Origin of the sequence: Ancylobacter sonchi, assembly GCF_018390695.1 — a bacterium.
GTDB classification, from domain to species: domain Bacteria; phylum Pseudomonadota; class Alphaproteobacteria; order Rhizobiales; family Xanthobacteraceae; genus Ancylobacter; species Ancylobacter sonchi.
In genome coordinates this window covers 1-22189 of sequence record NZ_JAHBGF010000036.1, presented here as the reverse complement: position 1 = coordinate 22189, position 22189 = coordinate 1, and the positions used below count along the sequence as shown (strand labels likewise).

Here is a 22189-nt window from a genome sequence, read left to right as displayed (position 1 = left end):
GCGATGCCTCAGAAGTCACTCTTGTACACCATGGTTTCTTCGCTGACGTGCTCGCCGAGCAGGCCGGCGGGACGGAACAGCAGGATCAGGACCAGCACGGAGAAGGCGAAGATGTCGCGATACTCGGTGCCGATCAGGCCGCCGGAGAGCACCGGCATCCACGCGGTGGCGAAGGTCTCGATGAAGCCCAGCAGGAAGCCGCCGAGCACCGCGCCGGGGATCGAGCCGATGCCGCCGAGGATCGCCGCGGTGAAGGCCTTCATGCCGATGACGAACCCCATGGTGAAGGTCGCCACGCCGTAGAAGGACGAATAGAGGATGCCGGCGACGGCGCCGAGGCCGGGGCCGATGAAGAAGATCAGCGAGATCGCCATGTTCGGGTTGATGCCGACCAGCGAGGCGGTCTCGGCATTCTCCGCCACGGCGCGGATGCGCACGCCGAGATTGGTGCGGTTCACGAACAGCTCCAGCCCGACCATGAGGATCACGGCGACGAGGAAGATGGTGATCTGCTTGTAGGTGATGATGGCGCCGAACACGTCGATCACGCCGCTGGGCAGGAAGGACGGGTAGATCAGCGGTCGGCGGCCACCGATCAGCATCACCGCGTTCTGGATCACCACCGCCATGCCGAGCGCCGAGAGCATCGGCGCGAGGCGGGAGGTGCCGCGCAGCGGCCGGTAGGCGACGATCTCGACGCTGACGCCGGCGAGGCCGATCAGCACGAAGGTGATGAAGCCGACGAGCAGCCCGCCCGTCGGATGGCCGGCCACGCCGAGCGCGCCGGCAAGCGCGAGGCCGATGAAGGCGCCGGCGGTGAACAGCTCGCTATGGGCGAAGTTGATGAGACGCAGCACGCCGTAGACCATCGTGTAGCCGAGCGCGATGAGCGCGTAGATCGACCCGACGGTGAGGGCGTTGATCGTCTGCTGGAGAATGAGGGCGCCCATGGCAGCCTTCCGTTGCTTCCGGTGGTGGGCGAAAAGGGGTCCGGCGCGGATGTGCGGGGGCGCATCGCGCCGGACCCAGTAGCTTCACGGCGGAGGGGGCCGGATCGTGAAGCAGGAGCGGCAGAACCGGGAACCGGCCTTACTTGACGAGCTCGAACTTGCCGTCCTTAACCCCGTAGAGGAACAGGAACGGCTTCTGCAGCTCGCCTTCCGGCGTGAAGGCGACGTGGCCGACGATGCCGTCGAAGTCGCTCTTGGCGATCTCGGAGACGATGCCGGCGCGGGTCAGCGGGGCAGGGGCCTTCTTCATCGCCTCGATGATGATGGTGGCTTCCACATAGCCATAGGCCGAGTAGGGGCCGGGCTCTTCGCCGAAGGCGGCCTTGTAGTCGGCGGCGAACTTCTTCAGCGCCGGCGAGGAATCATAGGGCGGGGCCTGGAAGGACACCACCGCGCCTTCCGAGGCGGGGCCGGCGCCGGCGATGAAGTCCGGGGAGAAGGCGCTGTCGGCGGCGAAGAAGGTCGCCTTGATGCCGAGCTCGCGCGCCTGCTTCACGAACAGGCCGACCGCCGGCATGACGCCGCCGAAATAGACCACGTCCGGGTTCTCGGCGCGGATGGAGGAGAGCAGCGCGGAGAAGTCGACGTCGGTCTGGGCGATGCCGGAGAAGGAGGTGACGGTGCCGCCGCCCTTGGTGAAGTTGGTGCGGAACACCTCGGCGACGCCCTGGCCGAAGGCCTGCTTATCGTGGACGATGGCGGCCTTCTTGGCGCCGAGCTTGGTCAGCGCGTATTCGGCCGGCGCCGAGCCCTGCGACAGGTCGTTGGCGATCGGACGGAACAGGTTCTTGTAGCCGGCCTTGGTGACCTTCGGGTTGGAGGCGTTGGTCACCTGCGGCATGCCGCAGCGGTTGTAGATGTCCGACGAGGGAATGGTCACGCCCGAGTTGAAGTTGGCGACCACGCCGAGCATGCCGGCCGTGTCGCAGTGCTTCTGGGCGATCAGCGTGCCCTGCTTCGGGTCGCCGCCGTCATCGTCGCGCACGAGGACGAGCTTCTGCCCCTGGACGCCGCCGGCCGCATTCGCCTCGCGGATTGCGAGGTCCATGCCGTTCTGCCAGGTGGTGCCGAACAGCGCCTCGGCATTGGTGGTCGGCCCCGCCGTGCCGATCAGGATATCGGCCTGGGCCGCTCCGGTCAGCGCGGCCATGGCAACGGCAGCGCAGAGCATGTTCTTCAAACGCATGTCAGTTCCCTTCTCTCCGGGGTCCGTTTCGGACCGTTTGTGCGCAGGGTGCCAACACGCGCCGGCAACCTGGTCGTCAAGCGATGTTGCGCGCGACGTTGCGCGACTTGCCCCGCCGCCCTTCGGCGAGCGATGCAATGAGGTTGCGCGAGACGCGCTGGATGTGCGCCCGCAGCGTGTCGCCACCCCGGCGGATGTCGCCGAGCCGGGCGAAGGCGATCAGCGCGCGGTGGTCCTGAAGCTCGCGCTCCACGTCTTCGGCCACCGCGATCTGCAGGTTCACGTAGCGGTTGGCGTTGTCATGCACGGTCCGCAGCAGCCGCAGCGCGATCAGGTGACCGCTCGGGCGATACAGCGCCTCGTGGAAGCGCCAGTTGAGCTCGCCCCAATTCTCCACGCTGCCGCTCGCCATGGCCTCGTCGGTGACGGTTTCGGCCAGGACGAAATCCTCTTCCGTCATGTGCGGGATGGCGGCCTCGAACAGCCAGGTCTCCATGCGCACGCGGATCTCGAACAGCTCCTCGATCTCCTCCAGCGACAGGGAGGTCACCACCGTCCCCTTGTGCAGTTCCGACACCACGAGGCCCTCGGCCTCCAGCTGGCGGATCGCCTCGCGCAACGGGACGCGGGAAACCCCCAGCTCGGTGGCCAGCTTTTCCTGGCGCAGGGGGGCGCCCTCGGCCAGCTGGCCCGTGATGATCTGATGCCGCAGTTCGGTGACGATCTGGTCCGTCAACGACTGGCGGCCGACTTTCGCGATCATTCCATTCGCTCCATATTGAATACGATATTCAATTGATGAAGATCAACAAGCCTATTTTAAAGGCATATTTATCTCGTAAGTGCTTATTTTTTGGTCTTTCATTCCAATTTTTCGGGGTCTAGCCTGAATATTGTATTCAATCCTCTCCGCGGAGAGAGTGGAGCAGATTCATGTCTGAACAAGCGGACGCAACCTCCCAGGCGGGCACGACGAGCTATATCGGCGACGTGCTGATCAAGCAGCCGGGCGAGGCGACCAGCTACTGGCAGCCGGTGCCGGCCAACGGCCATATCGACGTGATTTTCGCCCCGCATGTCGTGCCGATGGAGTTTCCCATCGGCTTCGGGACGCAGACGGTGCCGCCGGGCGGCTATGTGCGCGAACATGCCCATGATCGGAACGAGGAGGTCATCTTCGTCGTCAGTGGCAAGGGGCGTGCCGTGATCGACGGCGTCGACCACCCGATGCTGCCGGGCTCGGCCTTCTTCATCGGGCGCAACCGCCGGCACATGTTCATCAACGAGGGCGAGGGCGATATCCTCTGGACCTGGCTCATCGTACCGAACGGGCTGGAGGACTTCTTCCGCCTGATCGGCCGGGACCGCCAGCCCGGCGAGCCGGCGCCCGAGCCGTTCCCGCGTCCGGAGAACGTGCTGCAGATCGAGCGCGACACCGTCTTCGCCGCCCCGCCGACCGACCAGCGCCGGCCGTGAGCCCTTCGGCCGCCTGCCGGCCGGAGGCGACCCCTTCCTGACTGTCGAGGATTCCATGCGTCTCAAAGACAAAGCCGCCATCATCACCGGCTCCGCCGCCGGGATCGGTGAGGCGGCAGCCGAACTGTTCGTGCGGGAAGGTGCCCGCGTCCTGCTGGCCGACCGCAACGGCGAGGGTGCCGCCCGGGTCGCCGAGCGTCTGGGGCCGAACGCCATCGCCATGGCGGTCGACGTCAGCCGCAACGACGATGTGAAGCGGATGATCGATACCGCCGTGGAGCGTTTCGGTCGCCTCGACATCCTCGCCAACAATGCGGGCTACGGTATTCCGGGCACGGTTGTAAATACCGAGGAAGCCGACTGGGACGCGCTGATGGCGGTCAACCTCAAGGGCGTCTTCCTCTGCTGCAAGCATGCCATCCCGGCGATGGCGGCGCAGGGCGGCGGTACCATCGTCAATACCGCCTCCAACGTCGCCACCGTCGGCATCTTCGACCGCGCCGCCTATGTCGCCTCCAAGGGCGGCGTCGCGGCGCTGACCAAGGCGATGGCGCTCGACCATGCCGAACAGAACATCCGGGTGAACTGTGTCGCGCCGGGCGTCACCTGGTCGAGCTATTTCGAGAAGATGGTCGCCAACCATCCCGATCCCGAGACCTTCAAGGCCAAGCTGAAGGCGCGCTCGCCGATCAACCGCTGGGCCCAGCCGGTCGAGATCGCCAGCGCCATCCTCTGGCTCGCCTCCGACGAAGCCTCCTTCGCCACCGGTGCGATGTTCACCGTCGATGGCGGCATGTCGGCCTGGTGAGGCCATGAGTGCGCCGCGCGATCCGGCTTGCCCGCGCCATGTCGGCCTGCACCATGTCGGCCTGATCGGCTTCGGCGCCATCGGCCGTGCGCTGGTGGCGACGCTCGGCGCCGACCCGGCCTATCGCCTCACGGTGCTGCGACGTGGGGACGGAGTGCTGCCGGCGGGCGTCGGTGCGGTGGATACGCTGGGGGCGCTGATCGCCACCCGTCCGGCACTGGTGGTCGAGGCGGCGGGGCAGGGCGCCGTCGCGCAATACGGACCGACGCTGCTCGAGGCCGGCATCAGCCTCGTCGTCGCCTCCACCGGCGCGCTGGCCGATGACGGGCTGCTGCGCCGGCTGACGCTTGCCGCCGCGGCGAGCGGCGCGCGCCTCGTCGTGCCGGCCGGCGCCATTGGCGGGCTTGATTACCTCGCCGCCATCGCCGGCGTCGCGGATGCGCGGGTGCGCTACGTCTCGCGCAAGCCGCCGGCGGCCTGGAGCAAGGAACTGAGCGCGCTCGGCCACGATCCGGCGGCGCTCGCCTCGGAAGTGGTGCTGTTCGAGGGCAGCGCCGCCGAGGCGGCGGCGCGCTACCCGCGCAATCTCAATGCCGGGCTCACCGTGGCACTCGCCGTCGGCCCGGCGCTTTCGGGCGTGAGCGTCGTCGCCGATCCGTCGGTGACAAGCAACACGCACGAGATCGCGGTGGAGAGCCCGGCCGGCAGTGCCGCGATGCGCTTTACCAACCGGCCGTCGCCGGACAATCCCAAGACGTCCGCCCTCACCGCGCTCAGCCTCGCCGCGGCGGTGCGGCGCCATTTCGATCCACTGGTCATTTGAAGGACGCAGCCGGGCATGTCGCGCATTCTTGTCATCGGCGCCGGTATCGTCGGTCTCTCCTGTGCGCATGCGCTGCGCGTGGAAGGCCATGAGGTCTCGGTGCTCGACCGCGACCCGCCAGGAGACAAGTGCTCCTTTGGCAACGCCGCCGGCATAGGCGTCACCGAGATCATCCCGGCCTCGGTGCCCGGCCTCGCCTGGAAGGTGCCAGGCTGGCTGTTCGACCCGCTCGGGCCGCTGTCGCTGCGCTTCCGCCATTTCCCGAAGCTGGTGCCCTGGCTGCGGCGCTTCCTGAAGGAAGGGCGCTGGGACCGGGTAGAGGCGATCGCCGCCTCGCTCGCCACGCTGTCGGCCCGCACCTATGACGACCTGCTGCCGCTGCTCGCCGAGCTCGACCTGACGGGCGACCTGCACCGTGTCGGCGCGCTCTGGGTCTATGAGACACGCGAGGGCTTCGAGGCGGATATGCGCTTCCACAGGCTGCGCCGCCGGCATGGGCTCGTCTGCGAGGAAATGAGCGGCGAGGAAGCGCGGCGGATGGAGCCGGCGCTCGCGAGCAGCATCCGTCATGCGATCATGACCCCGCAATGGTCGAACGTTTCCGACCCGAAGCGCATCGTCGACCGGCTGCGCGTTCATCTTGAGGCGCGTGGCGTGACGATCGTCACGGGTGAGGCTGCCGGCATCGCCGGTCGCGAGGTGCTGACGAAGGATGGCCGCCGTATCGGCTTCGACCGGCTGGTGGTTGCGGGCGGCGCCTGGTCCGGTCGGCTCGCCCGGACGATCGGCGACCGCGCGCTGATCGAGAGCGAGCGCGGCTACAACACCACGCTGCCGTCTCCCGGCCTCTCGCTGTCGCGCGAGGTGATCTTCGCCGAGCGTTCCTTCGTCGCCACTCCCATCGCGTCGGGGCTGCGCATCGGCGGCGCGGCGGAGTTCGCCGGGCTGGACGCGGCCCCGAACTATGCGCGCTCCGACGCGCTGGCCGAACTTGGCCGGCGCTTCCTGCCGGGGCTCAACACGCAAGGCGGCACGCGCTGGATGGGCCACCGCCCGACCACGGCGGATTCGCTGCCCGTGATCGGCCGCTCGCCGAAGCGCGACGATGTCTTCTACGCCTTCGGGCACGGCCATACCGGCCTCACCTTCGGCCCCACCACCGGCCGCCTGATCGCCGAACTGGTCGCCGGCCGGCCCACTTCGGTCGACGTCGCGCCGTTCGCCATCCAACGCTTCAACTAGAGAGCGCCGAGTCCGTCATGAACCCGCACACTTTCCTCTGCGTCGACGCCCATACCTGCGGCAACCCGGTGCGTGTGGTCGCCGGCGGCGCGCCGCTGCTGCCCAACGTGCCGATGGCCGAGAAGCGGCAGATCTTCCTGCGCGACCATGACTGGGTACGCAAGGCGCTGATGTTCGAGCCGCGCGGCCATGACGTGATGTCCGGCTCGATTCTCTATCCGCCCTTGCGGGAGGATTGCGAGCTGGGCGTGCTGTTCATCGAGGTGTCCGGCTGCCTGCCCATGTGCGGCCATGGCACCATCGGCACCGTGACCGTGGCGCTGGAGCAGGGCTTCGTGGTGCCGCGCATCGAAGGCAAGCTGGCGCTGGAAGTGCCGGCCGGCAGGGTCGAGGTCGAGTATACCCGCAATGGCCGCTTCGTCGACCAGGTGCGGCTGTTCAACATCCCGAGCTACCTGCATGCCGAGGGTGTCACCGTCGACATTCCCGGCTTCGGCGAACTGGTCGTCGACGTCTCCTATGGCGGCAACTATTACGCCATCGTCGAGCCGCAGAAGAACTGGGCTGGCCTCGACGGCATGAGCGCCGAGGACATCCTGAAATGGAGCCCGATCGTGCGGGCGGCGGTGCAGAAGGCGGTGGCCCCTGTGCACCCCGAGGATCCACGCATCAACGGCGTCAGCCATGTGATGTGGGCGGACGGGCCGAAGCACCCTGAGGCGCATGCCCGCAACGCTGTGTTCTACGGCGACAAGGGCATCGACCGCTCGCCCTGCGGCACCGGCACTTCCTCGCGCATGGCGCAGCGCGTCGCCAAGGGGCTTTTGAAGGTCGGCGACGAGTTCGTGCATGAGAGCATCATCGGCACGCTGTTCCACGGCCGGGTGGAAACCGCGGCGGAAGTCGCCGGGCGCCCGGCCATCCGCCCCAGCATCGGCGGCTGGGCGCGGGTCTATGGCCACAACACCATTACCGTCGACGAGCGCGACCCGCTCGCCTTCGGCTTCCAGCTGGCGTGAGGCAGGGAGGGGCGAGCCATGATCCTCGAGGAACGCGACTACCACATCGTACCCGGCCGCATGGGCGACTTCATCAAGACCTACGAGACGCTCGGTCTTGATATCCAGAAGCAGTTTCTCGGCACGTTCGTTGGCCATTTCGTCACCGAGATCGGCGAGCTGAACCATGTCGTCGCGCTCTGGCGCTATGACAGCATGGCCGACCGCGAGGCACGCCGGGCGAAGATGCTCGTGCATGAGCCGTGGCAGGACTACCTCGCCGCGATCAAGGGCATGATCCAGAGCCAGCAGACGCGCATATTGGCGCCGACGCCGCTCTCGCCGATGCGCTGACGGAGACCACCCGTGACCGCGCCGCTCCCCTCCCGCGACCAGTTGATCCCGCCGACTCTACGGCCGGGACGCGATCTCGTCGCCGAGGGGCGGGCGCTGGCGCGGGAATGGACGGTAGGCCGCAATGCCTTCCTCGACGCGCACGGCGTCGCCAGCGAAGCGGAGTACAAGCGTCGCGAGGCGGCGGCCGGGCGCATCATGCAGCACGCCCATATCGGCTTTCGCAGCGTCGAGCGCACCGTGACGGCCATCGCCGAGGTGCATGCGGCCGCTGCCCGTCATGGCGCGCGGGTCGACCGTTTCGGCATCACCCTCGACATGTCGATGGGCTATCCGCCCGAACTGAGGCAGGGCAGCCGGCGCGGCACCGGCATCGTGCTGGAGGGGGCGGAAAGCTTCGCCCGCATCACCAATGCCGCGCCCGCCGCTGCGCATTTCGGCGACTTCATGCTCGGCCTGCCCGGCGCGCTCGACAACACCAAAGGTGCGCTGGCGGCCGGCGCCACCGCCATCGGCAATCTCGGCCAGTATTTCACCTTCCGCCTGCCGGACTGGGACGACGACGTCGCCACCACCCATGCCACCGTCACCGCGCTCGGCCTTATCGCCGCGCAGCCGGTGGAGGTGCTGGTGCATTCCAATCTCGACGACGGCTTTGCCGGGCTGTTCTCCGACATGAGCTCGGCGCTCGGCATGGTGCTGGTCGAGAAGCACATCGTCGAGACGCTGATCGGCGCGCGGCTCTCGCACTGCTTCGGCCACCATTTCACCGCACCGCTGGTGCGCCTGGCCTTCCATGCCGCACTGGCGAAGGTGACCGATACGCCGGGCACCATGATCTTCGGCAACACGGTGAGCTACAAATCCACCGCCGCCGGCAATTATGCGAGCCTTGCGAGCTATCTGCAGGCCGATATCTGGGCGCTCACACGCGCCCATTCGGGCCACGCGATCAATCCGGTGCCGGTGACCGAGAACGAGCGCATCCCCGACATCGACGAGATCATCGACGCGCAGCTGTTCGCCCATCGCCTTGCCCAGCATGCCGGTGCTTCCGCCGGGCTGATCGACCTCGCCCCCGTCGACACGCTCGCCGACCGGCTGGTGGAGGGCGGACGGCTCTTCGCATCCCGCACGCTGGCCGGACTGGCCGAGGCCGGCATCGATACCGCCGACCCGGCCGAACTGATGTTCGCCCTGCGCGCCATCGGACCGAAGCGGCTGGAGGCGGCCTTTGGCGCCGGCGAGCCGGATGCCGCCGCCTGGAGCGGCCGCCGCTCGGTGGCGCTCGCCGAATGGGTGGAGGAGCTGGAGCACGATGCCCGCGGCTGGGCCGCGCGCGTGCCGCCTGAAGCCGTCGCCCGCATTGCCGGCTGGCGCCCGGTGGCCTGCGTGGCGTCGAGCGACGTGCATGAGCACGGCAAGAACCTCATCGCCCGCACGCTGGATCAACTCGGCGTCGCGGTGGTCGACGGCGGCACCTCCGTCGATGCCGACGATCTCGTCGCCTCCGCGCTGGCGGCGAAGGCCGACCTGATCGCGATCAGCACCTATAACGGCGTCGCGCTGCGCTATGCGCGCGAGGTCAAGGAGGCGCTCGCCCGTGCCGGCGCCGACCTGCCGGTGTGCATCGGCGGCCGGCTCAACCAGGTGCCGGACGACAGCAATTCCGGCCTTCCGGTCGATGTCCGTGACGATATCCGCCGCATCGGCGTCGTGCCCTGCGACACGCCGGACGACCTCACCGGCCTTCTCGCCGAACTCGCCAACACCTTCCCAACGCCATAGGAAACGCCATGACCCGCTGGACCGGAGTCTTTCCCGCCGTCACCACCAAGCTGAAGCAGGACGAGAGCGTCGACCTCGCCGCCACCCAGTCCAGCATCGACCGGCTGATCAAGAGCGGCGTCTCGGGCGTCATCGTGCTGCCGATGCTGGGCGAGAACGCCTCGCTCACCGCCGCCGAGCGCGAATCCGTCATCCTCGCCGCCAAGGAAGTCGTCGCCGGCCGCGTGCCGCTGCTCTCCGGCCTCGCCCATGTCGGCATGGCCGACGCGCTCGCCTCGGCCCGGCACTATGAGAAGCTCGGCGCCGAGGGGCTGATGGCGTTCCCCTCCATCGCCTACAAGAGCGACCCGCGCGAAACGGCGGCGTGGTACCGCACGCTCGGCACCGGCTGCGGCCTGCCGATCATGATCTACAACAACCCGATCGCCTATGGCGTCGATGTCACCCCGGCGATCCTCAACGACCTCGTCGACGTGAAGAACATCGTCTGCATCAAGGAAGAGACCGGCGACATCCGCCGCGTCACCGACCTCTATAATGAGTGCGGCGACCGCTTCTCGGTGTTCTGCGGCGTCGACGACCTGCTCCTGGAAAGCGCGGCGCTCGGCGTCACCGGCTGGGTATCGGGCATGACCAATGCCTGGCCGGTGGAATGCGTCCGGCTGTTCAACCTGTGCAAGGCCGGCAAGTTCGACGAGGCGCGCGCTCTCTACCGCATCCTCACCCCCGCCTTCCACCTCGATACGGATGTGAAGCTGGTGCAGTACATCAAGATCGCCGAGCAGGTGGTCTATGGCGCGCCGGAATGGGTGCGCGCGCCGCGCCTGCCGCTGGTCGGTGCCGAGCGCGAGCGGGTGCTCGGCGTGATCGAGGCGACCGTGAAGGCGCTTGCCGCCTCGCAGCGCAGCGCGGCCTGAGGAGAGAGCGATGCGCTTCAGCCGCATGATCACCGTGGTCGGCGCCCATGCGGCCGGCGAGCTCAACGAGGTCATCACCGGGGGCGTCCGCGACGTCCCCGGCAAGACCATGTTCGAGAAGATGCAATATGTGCAGGCGCATCGCGACGAGCTGCGCAAGTTCCTGCTGAACGAGCCGCGCGGCCGCGTCTCGCAATGCGTGAACCTCGTGCTGCCGCCGACCCGGCCGGAAGCCGATGCCGGCTTCGTCATCATCGAGTCGAACTATTATGTGCCGATGTCGGGCACCAACACGATCTGCACCGTCACCGTGCTGCTCGAGACCGGCATGATCCCGATGCAGGAGCCGGTCACCGAGCTGATCATGGAGGCGCCGGCCGGGCTGGTGAAGGTCTCGGCCGAATGCCGCGACGGCAAATGCGTCAACGTCACCTTCGACAACGTACCCGGCTTCGTCTTCGCGCTCGATGCCAAGGTGGACGTGCCCGGCCTCGGCACGATCAACGTCGACGTCGCTTATGGCGGCATGATCTACGCCATCGTCGACGCGGCGAGCCTCGGCTATTCGCTTGACCTGAAGGAGGCCGGCGAGCTGGTCGAGGTCGGCGAGCGGATCAAGAAGGCGGCGGCCGAGCAGGTGCCGGCGGTTCACCCGGAGAATCCGGAGATCCACACCATCAACCAGACGCTGTTCGCCGGCCCTCTGGAACGCACCGCCGATGGGCTGACCTCGAAGAACACCGTCATCGTCTCGCCGGGCCGGCACGATCGCTCGCCCTGCGGCACCGGCACCTGCGCCCGCATGGCGGTGCTGCACGCGCGCGGCCAGCTCGCGGTCGGTGAGCGCTTCGTGCATCGCTCGCTGATCGGCACCGAGTTCATCGGCCAGCTGCGCGGCGCCACCGAACTCGCCGGCGTGCCGGCCGTGCTGCCGACCATCACCGGGCCGGCCTGGATCACCGCCTTCCATCAATATGTGCTCGACCCGACCGATCCGTTCCCGGACGGCTACCGGCTGGGCGACACCTGGCCGGGCTACACCGGCGAACAGCCGATCTGAGCGATCCGGGGAGGTCTTGCCATGCCGTTGATCACCACCTCCGATGGCTGCCGCGTGCACTACGATGTGCGCGGCAGCGGCCCCACCGTGGTGCTGATCCCCGGCCTCGGCGGCGACGGGCGCTTCTGGGAGCCGGTGGCGGCGCAGCTGGAAGCGCGTTTCCGACTCATCCTCGTCGACCATCGCGGCGCCGGGCGCAGCGACAGGCCGGACGGCCCCTACACGATCGAGCGCATTGGCCGCGACGTCCTGGAGATCATGGACGGGGAGGGGTGCGCGCGGGCGCATCTCCTCGGCCATTCCACCGGCGGCACGGTGGTGCAGACGCTCGCCCTCGATGCGGCAGAGCGGACCGGGCGGATCGTGATCTCCGGCAGCTGGCCGGGGCCGGATGCGCGGTTCCGCACCCTCTTCGAGGCGCGGCTGGCCTTGCTGGAGGCGGGGCGGCCGGAGATCTACCAGGCCTTCACCCATGTGCTCGGCTATGACGCCGACTGGATCGCCGCCCATGAGGCGGAGCTCGACGCTGCCATCGGCCGGGCGGCGGAGGCGCTGGCGCCGCTGGCGGTGACGGCGGCCCGCATTCGCATGCTGCTCGCCTATGATCGCGCCGCCGATCTCGGCCGCATCACGGCGCCGACGCTGGTGGTGGGCGCGCGGGACGACGAGATGATCCTGTTCGGACAGTCGGAGCGTATCGCCGGCGCCATTCCGGGCGCCGAGCTCGTCGCGCTTGACGGCGGGCATTTCTACCCGCGCACGCGTGCCGAGGCGTTCGCCCGACGGGTCGAGGATTTCCTGTCGGTCTAGCACGGGCGTGTCCGACGATGCCGGGTGCGGCGGCGAGCGCCGTCGGTATGGCGGCCCGGTCCATCGGCGGCGGCATGACGTCTCCAACCGGGACGATGGTGCTCGGCGGAGTCGGCAGCGGCGACGGTGGCAAGGTGACGGTAAATGCCAATGCCAGCATCAGCGCTTCAGGCATCGGCGCGACCACCGTGTATGCCCAGGGCAGTGGTGACCCCATCATCGACGTCGCGGCCGGCGTCGGCATCGTCGGCGGGCCGGGTGGCACGGCGATCACCCGCGACGGACCCGAGAACTCCATTACCAATTACTGTTCGCTGTTCACCGCCGCCGGCGCGACGGACCGCGCCATTGCCACCACAACCGGCTTCGCCGTCGTGACGAATGGCGGTGCCATCCGGGGCGATCTCAGCCTTGCCGCCGGGCAAGACAATCTCCTGCACAACCTGTCTACCGGCATCCTGTCGGCAGGCCATTCGCCACCTCCGGCGTGTTGTCGACCTCCGACGATACTCAGACTGGCGGCCGCCACGTCTGGGGCGCGCCGATAGGCACGGTAGCCACGAGGGCGGTCTTTCCGGCCAGATCTATGGCGGCACCGCCGGCTGGGACAGGGAGCTGGCCGACAGCCCGCCCCTGATGGGTCTCGCCGTCAACCTCTCGCGGACCGACCTCACGGCCTCGCAATATGGCGCCAGCGTCACCAACGCCTATGGCGGCGTTGCCCTCTATGCCATGGAGCGCTTCGGGCCGGCCTATGTCGCCGTGTCGGGATCGTTCGGCTACAGCCATGCCGACTTCGACCGGGATTTCTTCGATCTGGGCCTCGGCCTCAGCACCTCAACGGGCTTCGACAGCACTGTCCTCGCGGGCCGGATCGAGGCCGGCTACAGCTTCGATCTGCCGGGCATGGCGGCAAAGATCACCCCGTTCGCCGCGTTCCAGTCCATGCATCTCTGGCAAGGCGGAGCCGACGAGTGTTTCCCGGGATATGGCGCCGGCCTGTCCCATGATGAGGTGCCGATCACGGCGCTGCCCGTCTTCCTCGGGGTGCAACTCGAGAGCTTCTGGAAATTGCAGGGCGGTGCGGTTTTGACGCCGTTTCTGAAGCTCGCCTGGATGCGCGACTTCAGTCCGGATCAGGACGTGCCGTGCAGCTTCGCGGAGTTGCCCGACATCTCATTCTCGGACAGCGCCCTTCCCACCGTCTCCGATGCGGCGGACATCCATGCGGGCGTGCACATCTGTGCGGGTTCGAACACGACCTTTTCCCTGGGCTTCGACGGCCAGCTTGGCTCCGGCTACAGCGTCCTCGGCGGCAGCGGGACACTCAGGGTGCGTTGGTAAGGGGATCATCGCCGCGTCAACGCCCGTTTCCCGCGGCTAGTGAAAGCCGGCTCTTGGCGCTATCGAGACGTTCTATCTTCCTTCCCAGCTCCCGCCTTCGACATGTTCCGACTGAGGAGGGCCGCGCCAGCAAGGAACAGCACGGCCGTTCCCAGGTTCCATCCCAGAATCATCGCGGTCGCATCGAGCGGGTGGAACATCGACAGGGCCGTCGAGGTGATGGCCGAGACCGCGAGACTCCCCATCAGGATGATCGATGTGGGACGTAGCGCTGCCGCGTAACGCAGCATCGCCAACATCAGCAACGAAAGTGGCAGGCTGGTCAGGATGAGCGTAGCGAGGCAACCGGACGCGGCTTCGACCGTGATAGCGCCCGGCGGCACCGGCACCCAGCCGGCGAAGCACTGGTAGCCGATGGTCGACAGCCAGACGACGAGCGGTGGAACCGGCAGAAGAAGCCACCCGCGCGACCGATCGGGCAGGCTCGCGAAGAAGGTGGCGATCGTCGCAAGGACGCCGGTCAGGAGCGACGCGATCATGTTGATGGCGAACACGGTGTCCTGCATGCGCTCGGCAAATTGCGGCCGCACGCCATGGCTGACCGTCATGAGTCCCATGATCACAGCCGCGAGAAGGAGCCAGCCAAGAGCACGAACCAGCGGCGGGCGAAGGCGTTTCACCGCCGGAGCATTGGTGGCGAGCGAGCGGATCAGATCGGACGTGTCCATCACCAATCCCTCCGGTCCGAGAGCAGGGACCGCAAGTTCCGCAACGCCCGATGGGTCGCCATCTTCAGCGACGCGATCGACAGCCCGGTCGCCTCGGAGGCTTCCTTCAGGGACATTTCCTTGAGCTTGAGCAGATCGACGGCGGTTCGCTGGATCGGGGGCAGGCCGCCGAGAGCCTCGGTCAGTCGATGCTTGTCGAGTTCGTCGTCGTGGCTGTCGGGCGCAGCAGCGGTTGCCTCATGTTCGACGGTGAGCGGTGCCTCGCGCAGCACCTGCCGGCCTCGCCGACGCAGGCGGTCGATGGCACGGCGATTGGCGATGCCGACCAGCCAGGGACCGAACGGACGTGCGGGATCGTAGGTGTGCCGGATCGTATGAAGGGTCAGCAAGATGTCCTGCACGGTATCTTCGATATCCCAAGCGTCCTTGTGCCAGCGCCTAACCAGCGACCTGAGATAGGGGGCGATCTCCTGGAGAAGGCGAAGATAGGCGACATTATCGCCGTCCTGCGCATGCGCCATGAGAATCGACCAATCGAGATCGCGGGAAGCCGAGGCCTCCGGTGACCGCGACGCGCTCTTGGCGTCCTCTGCGGTCGCTTCGCCATCCGTGGCCACCAGCGTCAGACGCCGCCGCCGCTCATCTGGCATCTCGACGCCTCCGCGAGATGGCATATGCACGTGAGCCATCGCTCCGGGGCTCGATATGAAGGCCATGGCGCATCATTGCCGCGCCTCCGGCGGGTCCAATTGGATGTCACCCTTGGCGATCCAGTGGTCGAGGGAGATGACGCCGGGACCAATCGCGATGATGCTTATGGCCATAGCGGCCCAATACAGGTGGAAATTGACCCAGCCATCGGGGAACACCAGCTGGATCACGCCGGTCATGGCCAATAGGCCGAGCGCGGCAAGGCGCGTTCCGAGGCCGACGATCAGCAGGATGGGCAGCGCGATCTCGGCGATCGCCGTCGCCAGCGCCAGCTGATCGGGCGCGGGAAACGCATACTCCCCGCCGAAGACATGCAACCTGAACTGCTCCTCGAACAGGAATTGCGTTCCCGCCGAGAGGGACAGGAAACCGTCCCATCGCGTCAGGCCGGAACGGAGGAAGGGAAGCGCCAGGGCAACCCGCAACACCGGAGGTGCGAGGTGCCACGCAAAAGCTTCCATCCCGAGATGCACGCGACGGATCGCTGAAAACGTTCGGCTCCACACGGTCGGCGACGTGCTCATGCCGCCCCCATCGAGCGTACCGGCGGCAGGTCATAGCCCACGATCACGTTTGCCTCGATCATGCCCCGCAGCGCGGTCGCGAGATCGAAGCGCGGGCTGGCAAACAATCCTTTCTTCATCGCATCGACGATCGGCGACCCCGCTCGCAATGCTTCCATGAAGGCGGCAGCGCCCGCCGGCAGACACCGGATCTCGACCTCTGCCTCGGGACGGGCGACGAGCGCGTCTTCTCCCCCCGCATCGATATCGACGGTCCCGGCATCGTTGCCCCCCACATTTGCCTGCCAGATGCTCACAATCGGAAAGGCCGACCGGACGATGCGAACGGATGGGTGGAGCGTCAGTCGCATCGTCGGGACATCGCCCGGCGGCACGTGGCCAAGAGCGGCTGGTGACAGCGGCGAGGCTTCGGCCGCGTGGTAGGCTTCCACCCATGCCCGCTCAAGACGCCCGACATCGGGGAGATAGGCAAGCACGGCGGCAGGCTCGAAGCGGGTGATGAAGGCGGGAAAGCCGGCCCCATAGTCGAGCATGATCGGGGATGCCGGAGGCTCCGCAACCACGTAGAGGCGCGCCATGGCGGAGAAGAACTCCTCACCGACCAGGCGCCGGACCACCGGATAGGCCGCCTTCAGCGTCTCGATCAGCCCGACGACGACATTGTTTCGATAGACGGCGAAGCGCTTCTCGCTGGGGTGCCCATCGGGACCGATCAGGCCGGCCGGCGGCGGCTTGACCGGATCGAGGATCGCACGAGCGAAGTCGGCCTGTCGGGTGGCGAGCCCGCACGTGCCGTCCGCCTGCCTCGGCCCTCCAAGAGTCGACGCCGTGATGCCGGTCGATCCGATCATCGGTGGCCCTCTCGACTGGGACGCCCGACCACGTTGGTCCAGAAGCTTCGGAGGCTGTCGACGCCGCCAGCCGTCGAACTCCACAGGGTCGCGTCGCCGACCAGCAATGTGCCAGCGAACGTAGTCGGCTTCGATTGCAATAGGGCATCGAACGTCGCGCGGCCGCCGGCCGTGAAGGGATGGGGCGGAGCCGCGAGATCGATCTTCTGGCGCGCCAGCACGTCGAGCGTCGCGACGGCCCCGGCCATGCGCTCGAAATGCGGAAGATGCGCATGAAGATTGAAGGTGGGAACGCCCGAAAGCAGGTGGAGACGATCGAGAGATGCGTCCACGTCAATCGGCGACGGGGTGCCGTCCGGCTCGGCGGCAGGACGCAGACCGAACCGGTTCTCCACGGGAACGCCGAGGTCGGTGAGCAACGACCGTCCGAACCCGCCGAACCCCTGTCGCGGCGGGATGGTCTTGTCGCCATGATGCAGGAAATCCGCGACCTGCCGGGCGACGAGTTCCTCATGCGAACCCGGCTCTTCCTCGCCGATGTCGTGGTGCGGGCCGACGAACAGCAGGTGATCCGGCACGGAAAGGAACGAGCGGACGAAATCGACCTCGGCCGGACTTGCCTGCTGCCGGGTTCGCAGGGAATCGAAGCTGATGACGATGAGGGTATCGATGTCTTCGAGGGTGGCCCGCACCAGCGGCACGAGCCGGCCATCGCCGCCGACACGCTCGATCTCCACGACCGGATGCCCGGTGATCGCCTCTCCGAGCTTCACGAACGCGGCGAAATTCTGCCTCATGATGTGATCGAGAAAACCGGCGATACCCTGGTCGAAGCGCGACGGATCGCTCAGTTCCTCGAAGCGCGGATACAGCATGCGGCGGCTCTCGAAGAGCGCTGGAAAGCGGTTCTCGATGACATCGAGCGGAACTCCGGTCTCTTCCGGCCGGCTCCAGGCATAGTAGACGGCAATTCTGCGCGCCGGCATGCGATCCTCCTCCGGGTTCAGTGGGCGTGGTTCAAGGCCGGTGCGCGTCGCCGCACGCCGTCAATGTCGGCCATGAGGAGTTCCGCGCGCTCCGCTTCGGTCTTCAGCACCGGCCAGTCAGGCACGTTGGCGTCCCACTCGATCAGGGTCGGGACCGGGCCGATCCGCTCGATGGCGTGGGCGAACAGCCCCCAGACGGTTTCATCGACCGGGCGGTCATGGGCATCGATCAGCAGGGGGCGGCCTGCTTCATCGGCATCGGGCGCGAAGCCCGCCAGATGGATCTCCTGCACGTGGGAGAGCGGGTAGGCATCGAGATAGGCGATCGGATCCCAGTCCTGATTGGTGCAGGCGACGTGAACATTGTTGACGTCGAGCAAGAGGCCGCACCCGCTCCGGCGCACGATCTCGGCGATGAAGTCGGTCTCGCTCCATGTGCTCTCGGCGAACGCCAGATAGGTGGACGGGTTCTCCAGCAGCATCCGGCGCCCGAGTGCCTCCTGCACCTGATCGACATGCTCGACGACGCGCGCGAGGGTCTCATCCGTGTAGGGCAGAGGAAGCAGGTCGTTCAGGAAGCCGGCCTCGTGGCTGGACCAGGCAAGATGCTCCGAGAACAGTGCCGGCGAGTAGCGATCGATCAACTGTCTCAGGCGACCCAGATGATCCCTGTCCAGAGGCCGGTCCGCGCCGATCGACAGCCCGACGCCGTGCAGCGACAGCGGATAGCGTTCGCGGATGGCGGAAAGGTAGCGATGCGGCGGCCCGCCGGTACCCATGTAGTTCTCGGCGTGGACCTCGAAGAAACCGATGTCGGGCGACGTCTCCAGGATCGTCCTGTAGTGCTCGGCCTTCAGACCGACGCCGGCTCGCTTCGGCATCGTGGTCAGATGCGGCTCTGAAATCGCTTCCGGCATGATGTTCACCTCGGCCGACGCTGGAGGGAAATGGCCGGACCCTTGCGGACCCGGCCGAGCGGTCGATCAGGCCTTGGGCTTGAGGCTGCCCATCCCGTTCGGCGTGGAGATCGCCGTGCAGGTGCCGGTCGGAACCAGCTTGAAGGCGTTGCCCTGGTAGTCGGCGGTGCTGGTGCCCGCGCAGGTGCTGCCGGCACCGGCGTAGCAGTCGTTCTGACCCTTGAGCGCGACGCCGAAACACGGCTGAACGGCGCCGGACTTCACCTTCACGGTGTTGTCGGCCTGGATCTTCTTCTGCTGCGCCGTGAATTCCTGCGCATTCGCCGGAACGACGGCGAGGGTACCGAAGGCCGCGGCGAAGGCGCCAGCAACCAGAGTGGACATCAGACGATCGGACATGTTGGTTCTCCTGAAAATTAGGCCAGCAAGCCGCTTGCTGCTGGCGAATGGCGGCGGTTCGGCGCGCCTGTAAGGTGGTTCGTCGCGAGGCTCTCGGAGGTCACTCTGCTCCGGAGAAAATTTGGGCGGCCGCTCGGGCTGCCGATTCCGCCTTGCTCAAGCGGCGGGCTTCGAGGCGACGATCGCACTCGGGTGCAGTTCCGGCTCGGCCACCAACAATTCGGGCACGGTGGCGAAGATCTGGTTCGCCGCTCTGCCGGACATGTGGGCGTCGAGGCTCGCCTCGCTGTCGAACAGGTCGACGAGGAAGATATTGTCGGTGTCCGTATTCGATCGCAGCACAAGCCAGAGCCTCGTGCCCGCCTCTGCCTCCACGGCCGGCAGTGCGGCCGCAATCCGCTTCGCTACCTCTTCGCCCAGGTCCGGCTTGGCCTTGAACACGACGACACCCGCTATTCTTGTCATGGTTGCCTTCCTCTCTGTCGCTTGGACCGCGTGGCCGTTGGGCCTCGCCAATGGAGGTTCGCCGTGAGGCCCACGGAGGTAACGCCGCGCCGGTTTCAGGCCCGGATCACTGTCGCGTTCGCGCAGCCGCATCGGCCGGTCAGTTCCAGCGGCATGATGACTGGAGAGATCGTCTTTGACGGCATGGGTTTCTCCGCGTTGATCGGATGAAGCTCGATCAACCGTAGCGCGGCCTACGCCCTGTCGGAGGGTGGCGGATTAGACTATGAAGGGGCAAAAGCCGCCACGGTCGCCATGCCATGAACATTGTCGTCATCGGCATCGATGGATGCCTTGCTTCCGGGTTTCTCGGCTTCGTCGATGTGCTTTCTCTCGCGCGGGACGTCATAGCCAGCCATACGGACAAGGTGCCCTTCGACATTCTGACGGCGAGCGTGGATGGTGGTCCCGTGATGGACGGTCATGGCCGGCGGCTGGAGGTCGATGCCCGCCTCGACGACATCCCATCCGCTTCTGCCGTTCTCGTGCCAGGACATGTCCCGCAGAGGCTCAAGCTGCCGGACATGTCGGGGTTCAAGCCGGTTGCCGAATGGATCCGCTACCAGCATGCGCGTGGTTCTCTTGCCTGCGGTTCATGCGGCGGGGTGTATTTGCTCGGCGAGGCGGGTCTGTTGAACGACCGTCGCTGCACCACGACGTGGTGGCTGCACGACGAGTTGAGGCGCCGTTATCCTCGGGCCGACGCCGCTTGGGGCGGTGCGCTCACCGACGATGGCGGCGTCATCACCGCCGGCGGTGCCCTGTCATGGACGGACATATCCCTGCACGTCGTGAGAATCCTGTGCGGATCCGAGGCCGCGCGTCTCGCCGCCGACTTCGCCGTGGTGGACACGACCCCATCGAGCCAGGCGGTCTACATCCCGGCCGGGCATCTCGCCGAATCCAACCCGTTTCTGCTGGAGGCCGAGCGTACCGTCCGGCATGTCCGTGGCCGGAGGATAACGACGAGCGAACTAGCGGAACGGCTGGCGCTCTCCGAACGTACGTTGCATAGGCGCCTACAGGCTCTCACCGGCGAGGCACCGAAACGATTCATCGACAGGATTCGTTTCGAGATGGCGCGGACCATGCTCGATGCGGGCTCGATGAGCATCAAGCAGATCGCTCTCGCCACAGGTTTCGAGGACGATAGCAGTTTCAGGAAGAGCTTTAAGCGATTTTCCCAAATGACACCGACGATCTATCGGGCAAGAACCAAATTATAAGAAAAGTTACGGGTCGAGAATGGCGTGGCCCACGAAGACAAAAACATAGCCCGCCAAAGGAGCCAGCTCGTCGGCAAGCAATTTGAGCAGTGTCGTCTTGCCCAAACCGTTCGGCCCCGTCACCGCGACCCGTTCAGGGCCGACCATTGCGAAGGACACGACTTTGACGACCGGGGTGGCGGCACCATAGCCAGCCGTGACGCCATCTAACCGGAGCGCCTAACGTCCCGCAGGCAGATCGGCCGGCGGAAGCTTCACAGCCATTCCTTGAGCGACTTCCACCCGAAATTTGGCCTTGGCAGGGGCTTCCGGGGATTGCGCCTGCTGTCGGTCGAGCGGTCTTACGCTGCTGCCGCGGTTCGTTTCGGCATTGCTCTTGCGGCCACCGATCACGATGCGGGGAAGGTCACCGCGTGCGCCTTCCGGATTCCGGCGGCGATGTGCGCCGTGCAGCCGCGCTGACGCTGCTACGGAGGGGGCGCCTGCCCTAGGAGCTCTTCTTCTTTGCGCTTCGCGACTTGAGCACCACCGGGGGCTCCGCGGCTTCCTGCGCCAAGCGAGCGGCCCGGAGACGCGCCGTCTTGGCATCCCGCTTGGCCATATCCTGCTCGATCATCGATTTGGCGATGCGTGAGACCGATTCCGCCTTGCTTTCAGTCTTGGTGAGGTTGGGCTTGAAGAGGGTGTCTCGAGTCGGGTTGGCCATCGCGGGCTCCTGTCAAATGCAAAAGGCCGGGAGCATCCCGGCCTTCCACTGCACCAAACGACCTGCCGGTACATCCGCGGTCAGGTATCGTTAGGCGCGTCACGTGGCCTGCAGGCTTCCAGCAGTCTGCTTGCCAGTCCGGCGATCGGACTCGATTTCAAAAGAAACCTTCTGCCCATCGCGCAGGTCATTCATTCCGGCACGCTCGACGGCCGAAATGTGGACGAACACGTCCTTACCACCGTCGTCAGGCTGGATGAAACCATAGCCCTTCTGACTGTTGAACCATTTCACAACGCCTGTCGTCATTACGAATTCCCTCTGTACGACATAGAAAATTGTCCGCTCACCAATCGGTGAACGTCACAACGCCATCGATTTGAGAGGAAGTTCGTCACGGCGCGAGAGCGCTAAAACAAAGTTCAGCATACAATATCGATATGGATAACTTATATGGAAAATGGCATTCTTGCAATAGTTGAGAAATTTTATTTCGTCGGCCCGCGGAAGCGGCGCTTTCCAGCTTGGGGGCGAGCGTCCTTGCACAACGACAATGTCGGCGTCGAGTTCGTCATCGAGATGGCCACGCACACGATTTCCAAGGCCGGCTACACGGTCAAGGTCGAGGCAAGGCTGAAGCCGTGAGGGAGCGGTGACAGACTGCGGGTAAATCGCGAGATCTCGCCTCCACCGATTGGCAGGAACCAATGGCCTGCCCCTATTGAGTGGTCCGGTTGGACTCTAATGCATAGTGGGCCTTTCGGCCTGGCTTGATTGGCAGGGCTTCAGGGACAGGATGGCCGCTGGAGCCGGTGGTTTAT

At 66.4% G+C, this 22189-nt stretch carries 29 protein-coding genes; 15 read left to right on the top strand and 14 right to left on the bottom strand.

What is annotated here, in order from left to right:
• Positions 1-8: 8 nt before the first annotated feature.
• From KHC28_RS20920 to KHC28_RS20910, 3 genes are all read right to left on the bottom strand, one after another.
• Positions 9-950, bottom strand: a complete 942-nt coding sequence (locus tag KHC28_RS20920; protein WP_214010322.1) for a branched-chain amino acid ABC transporter permease — start codon at positions 948-950, stop codon at positions 9-11.
• A 139-nt stretch (positions 951-1089) separates the two neighbouring features.
• Positions 1090-2196: a branched-chain amino acid ABC transporter substrate-binding protein gene (locus KHC28_RS20915; protein ID WP_214010321.1), complete on the bottom strand. Its 1107-nt coding sequence runs from the start codon at positions 2194-2196 to the stop codon at positions 1090-1092.
• 76 nt (positions 2197-2272) lie between these two features.
• Positions 2273-2959, bottom strand: a complete 687-nt coding sequence (locus KHC28_RS20910; protein WP_214010320.1) for a GntR family transcriptional regulator — start codon at positions 2957-2959, stop codon at positions 2273-2275.
• Between the two features lie 170 nt (positions 2960-3129).
• On the opposite strand from KHC28_RS20910, the gene KHC28_RS20905 reads away from it, so the two are divergent.
• Genes KHC28_RS20905 through KHC28_RS20855 form a run of 12 tightly spaced genes read left to right on the top strand, consistent with a single transcriptional unit; the run spans position 3130 to position 13816 of the window.
• Positions 3130-3672: a cupin domain-containing protein gene (locus KHC28_RS20905; RefSeq protein WP_214010319.1), complete on the top strand. Its 543-nt coding sequence runs from the start codon at positions 3130-3132 to the stop codon at positions 3670-3672.
• A 55-nt stretch (positions 3673-3727) separates the two neighbouring features.
• Positions 3728-4480: an SDR family oxidoreductase gene (locus KHC28_RS20900; RefSeq protein ID WP_214010318.1), complete on the top strand. Its 753-nt coding sequence runs from the start codon at positions 3728-3730 to the stop codon at positions 4478-4480.
• Between the two features lie 4 nt (positions 4481-4484).
• Positions 4485-5303: an aspartate dehydrogenase gene (locus tag KHC28_RS20895; RefSeq protein ID WP_214010317.1), complete on the top strand. Its 819-nt coding sequence runs from the start codon at positions 4485-4487 to the stop codon at positions 5301-5303.
• Between the two features lie 15 nt (positions 5304-5318).
• Positions 5319-6545 (top strand): NAD(P)/FAD-dependent oxidoreductase, encoded by a 1227-nt coding sequence (locus KHC28_RS20890; RefSeq protein ID WP_214010316.1) that lies wholly within the window; start codon positions 5319-5321, stop codon positions 6543-6545.
• Positions 6546-6562: 17 nt separating this feature from the next.
• Positions 6563-7564, top strand: a complete 1002-nt coding sequence (locus tag KHC28_RS20885; RefSeq protein ID WP_214010315.1) for a 4-hydroxyproline epimerase — start codon at positions 6563-6565, stop codon at positions 7562-7564.
• An 18-nt stretch (positions 7565-7582) separates the two neighbouring features.
• A complete protein-coding gene (locus KHC28_RS20880) occupies positions 7583-7897 on the top strand; it encodes an NIPSNAP family protein (RefSeq protein ID WP_214010314.1) in 315 nt (104 codons plus the stop codon).
• A gap of 12 nt (positions 7898-7909) precedes the next feature.
• Positions 7910-9685 carry a cobalamin-dependent protein gene (locus KHC28_RS20875; protein ID WP_214010313.1) on the top strand — a complete coding sequence of 592 codons (1776 nt, stop codon included), beginning with the start codon at positions 7910-7912 and terminating at the stop codon, positions 9683-9685.
• Positions 9686-9693: 8 nt separating this feature from the next.
• Entirely contained in the window at positions 9694-10602 is a 909-nt protein-coding gene (locus tag KHC28_RS20870; RefSeq protein WP_214010312.1) for a dihydrodipicolinate synthase family protein, read from the top strand.
• A 10-nt stretch (positions 10603-10612) separates the two neighbouring features.
• On the top strand, positions 10613-11662 hold the full coding sequence (locus tag KHC28_RS20865) for a proline racemase family protein (protein WP_214010311.1): 1050 nt from the start codon (positions 10613-10615) through the stop codon (positions 11660-11662).
• 21 nt (positions 11663-11683) lie between these two features.
• Positions 11684-12472, top strand: a complete 789-nt coding sequence (locus KHC28_RS20860; RefSeq protein WP_214010310.1) for an alpha/beta fold hydrolase — start codon at positions 11684-11686, stop codon at positions 12470-12472.
• 17 nt (positions 12473-12489) lie between these two features.
• Positions 12490-13020: a hypothetical protein gene (locus KHC28_RS27525; protein ID WP_246565077.1), complete on the top strand. Its 531-nt coding sequence runs from the start codon at positions 12490-12492 to the stop codon at positions 13018-13020.
• Positions 12902-13816, top strand: coding sequence for an autotransporter outer membrane beta-barrel domain-containing protein (locus tag KHC28_RS20855; RefSeq protein WP_312893321.1), 915 nt, complete (start codon positions 12902-12904; stop codon positions 13814-13816). Before KHC28_RS27525 ends, KHC28_RS20855 begins: the two co-directional genes overlap by 119 nt.
• 59 nt (positions 13817-13875) lie before the next feature.
• Here the strand turns inward: KHC28_RS20855 and KHC28_RS20850 are convergent, their stop codons facing one another.
• The 8 genes from KHC28_RS20850 to KHC28_RS20815 all read right to left on the bottom strand — a co-directional run bounded on the left by KHC28_RS20850 (position 13876) and on the right by KHC28_RS20815 (position 19397).
• On the bottom strand, positions 13876-14544 hold the full coding sequence (locus KHC28_RS20850) for an NrsF family protein (protein WP_214010308.1): 669 nt from the start codon (positions 14542-14544) through the stop codon (positions 13876-13878).
• On the bottom strand, positions 14544-15194 hold the full coding sequence (locus tag KHC28_RS20845) for a sigma-70 family RNA polymerase sigma factor (RefSeq protein ID WP_214010307.1): 651 nt from the start codon (positions 15192-15194) through the stop codon (positions 14544-14546). Before KHC28_RS20845 ends, KHC28_RS20850 begins: the two co-directional genes overlap by 1 nt.
• Before the next feature lie 72 nt (positions 15195-15266).
• Positions 15267-15779, bottom strand: a complete 513-nt coding sequence (locus tag KHC28_RS20840; protein WP_214010306.1) for a DoxX family protein — start codon at positions 15777-15779, stop codon at positions 15267-15269.
• The gene (locus tag KHC28_RS20835; RefSeq protein WP_214010305.1) at positions 15776-16630 is read right to left on the bottom strand and encodes an HvfC/BufC N-terminal domain-containing protein; all 855 of its coding nucleotides are present in this window, start codon (positions 16628-16630) and stop codon (positions 15776-15778) included. Before KHC28_RS20835 ends, KHC28_RS20840 begins: the two co-directional genes overlap by 4 nt.
• The gene (locus KHC28_RS20830) at positions 16627-17616 is read right to left on the bottom strand and encodes a hypothetical protein (RefSeq protein ID WP_214010304.1); all 990 of its coding nucleotides are present in this window, start codon (positions 17614-17616) and stop codon (positions 16627-16629) included. Before KHC28_RS20830 ends, KHC28_RS20835 begins: the two co-directional genes overlap by 4 nt.
• 17 nt (positions 17617-17633) lie before the next feature.
• Positions 17634-18533, bottom strand: a complete 900-nt coding sequence (gene bufB, locus KHC28_RS20825) for an MNIO family bufferin maturase (protein WP_214010303.1) — start codon at positions 18531-18533, stop codon at positions 17634-17636.
• Positions 18534-18599: 66 nt separating this feature from the next.
• A complete protein-coding gene (locus tag KHC28_RS20820) occupies positions 18600-18932 on the bottom strand; it encodes a BufA1 family periplasmic bufferin-type metallophore (protein WP_214010302.1) in 333 nt (110 codons plus the stop codon).
• 156 nt (positions 18933-19088) lie between these two features.
• Entirely contained in the window at positions 19089-19397 is a 309-nt protein-coding gene (locus KHC28_RS20815; RefSeq protein ID WP_214010301.1) for a putative quinol monooxygenase, read from the bottom strand.
• A 299-nt stretch (positions 19398-19696) separates the two neighbouring features.
• Here KHC28_RS20815 and KHC28_RS20810 point away from each other — a divergent pair, with 299 nt between their 5' ends.
• On the top strand, positions 19697-20662 hold the full coding sequence (locus KHC28_RS20810; RefSeq protein ID WP_214010300.1) for a GlxA family transcriptional regulator: 966 nt from the start codon (positions 19697-19699) through the stop codon (positions 20660-20662).
• Positions 20663-20668: 6 nt separating this feature from the next.
• Here KHC28_RS20810 and KHC28_RS20805 read toward each other — a convergent pair whose 3' ends face one another.
• Entirely contained in the window at positions 20669-20821 is a 153-nt protein-coding gene (locus KHC28_RS20805) for an ATP-binding cassette domain-containing protein (RefSeq protein WP_214010299.1), read from the bottom strand.
• A gap of 108 nt (positions 20822-20929) precedes the next feature.
• Here KHC28_RS20805 and KHC28_RS20800 point away from each other — a divergent pair, with 108 nt between their 5' ends.
• Positions 20930-21124 carry a hypothetical protein gene (locus KHC28_RS20800; protein ID WP_214010298.1) on the top strand — a complete coding sequence of 65 codons (195 nt, stop codon included), beginning with the start codon at positions 20930-20932 and terminating at the stop codon, positions 21122-21124.
• A gap of 25 nt (positions 21125-21149) precedes the next feature.
• On the opposite strand, the gene KHC28_RS20795 is transcribed toward KHC28_RS20800, so the two are convergent.
• The gene (locus KHC28_RS20795; protein WP_214010297.1) at positions 21150-21368 is read right to left on the bottom strand and encodes a hypothetical protein; all 219 of its coding nucleotides are present in this window, start codon (positions 21366-21368) and stop codon (positions 21150-21152) included.
• A gap of 99 nt (positions 21369-21467) precedes the next feature.
• Positions 21468-21677 carry a cold-shock protein gene (locus tag KHC28_RS20790; RefSeq protein WP_214010296.1) on the bottom strand — a complete coding sequence of 70 codons (210 nt, stop codon included), beginning with the start codon at positions 21675-21677 and terminating at the stop codon, positions 21468-21470.
• A gap of 144 nt (positions 21678-21821) precedes the next feature.
• Between KHC28_RS20790 and KHC28_RS20785 the strand changes: the two genes are divergently transcribed.
• Complete coding sequence (locus tag KHC28_RS20785; RefSeq protein ID WP_214010295.1) at positions 21822-22013, top strand: hypothetical protein; 192 nt, start codon at positions 21822-21824, stop codon at positions 22011-22013.
• The last annotated feature ends 176 nt before the right edge of the window (positions 22014-22189 follow it).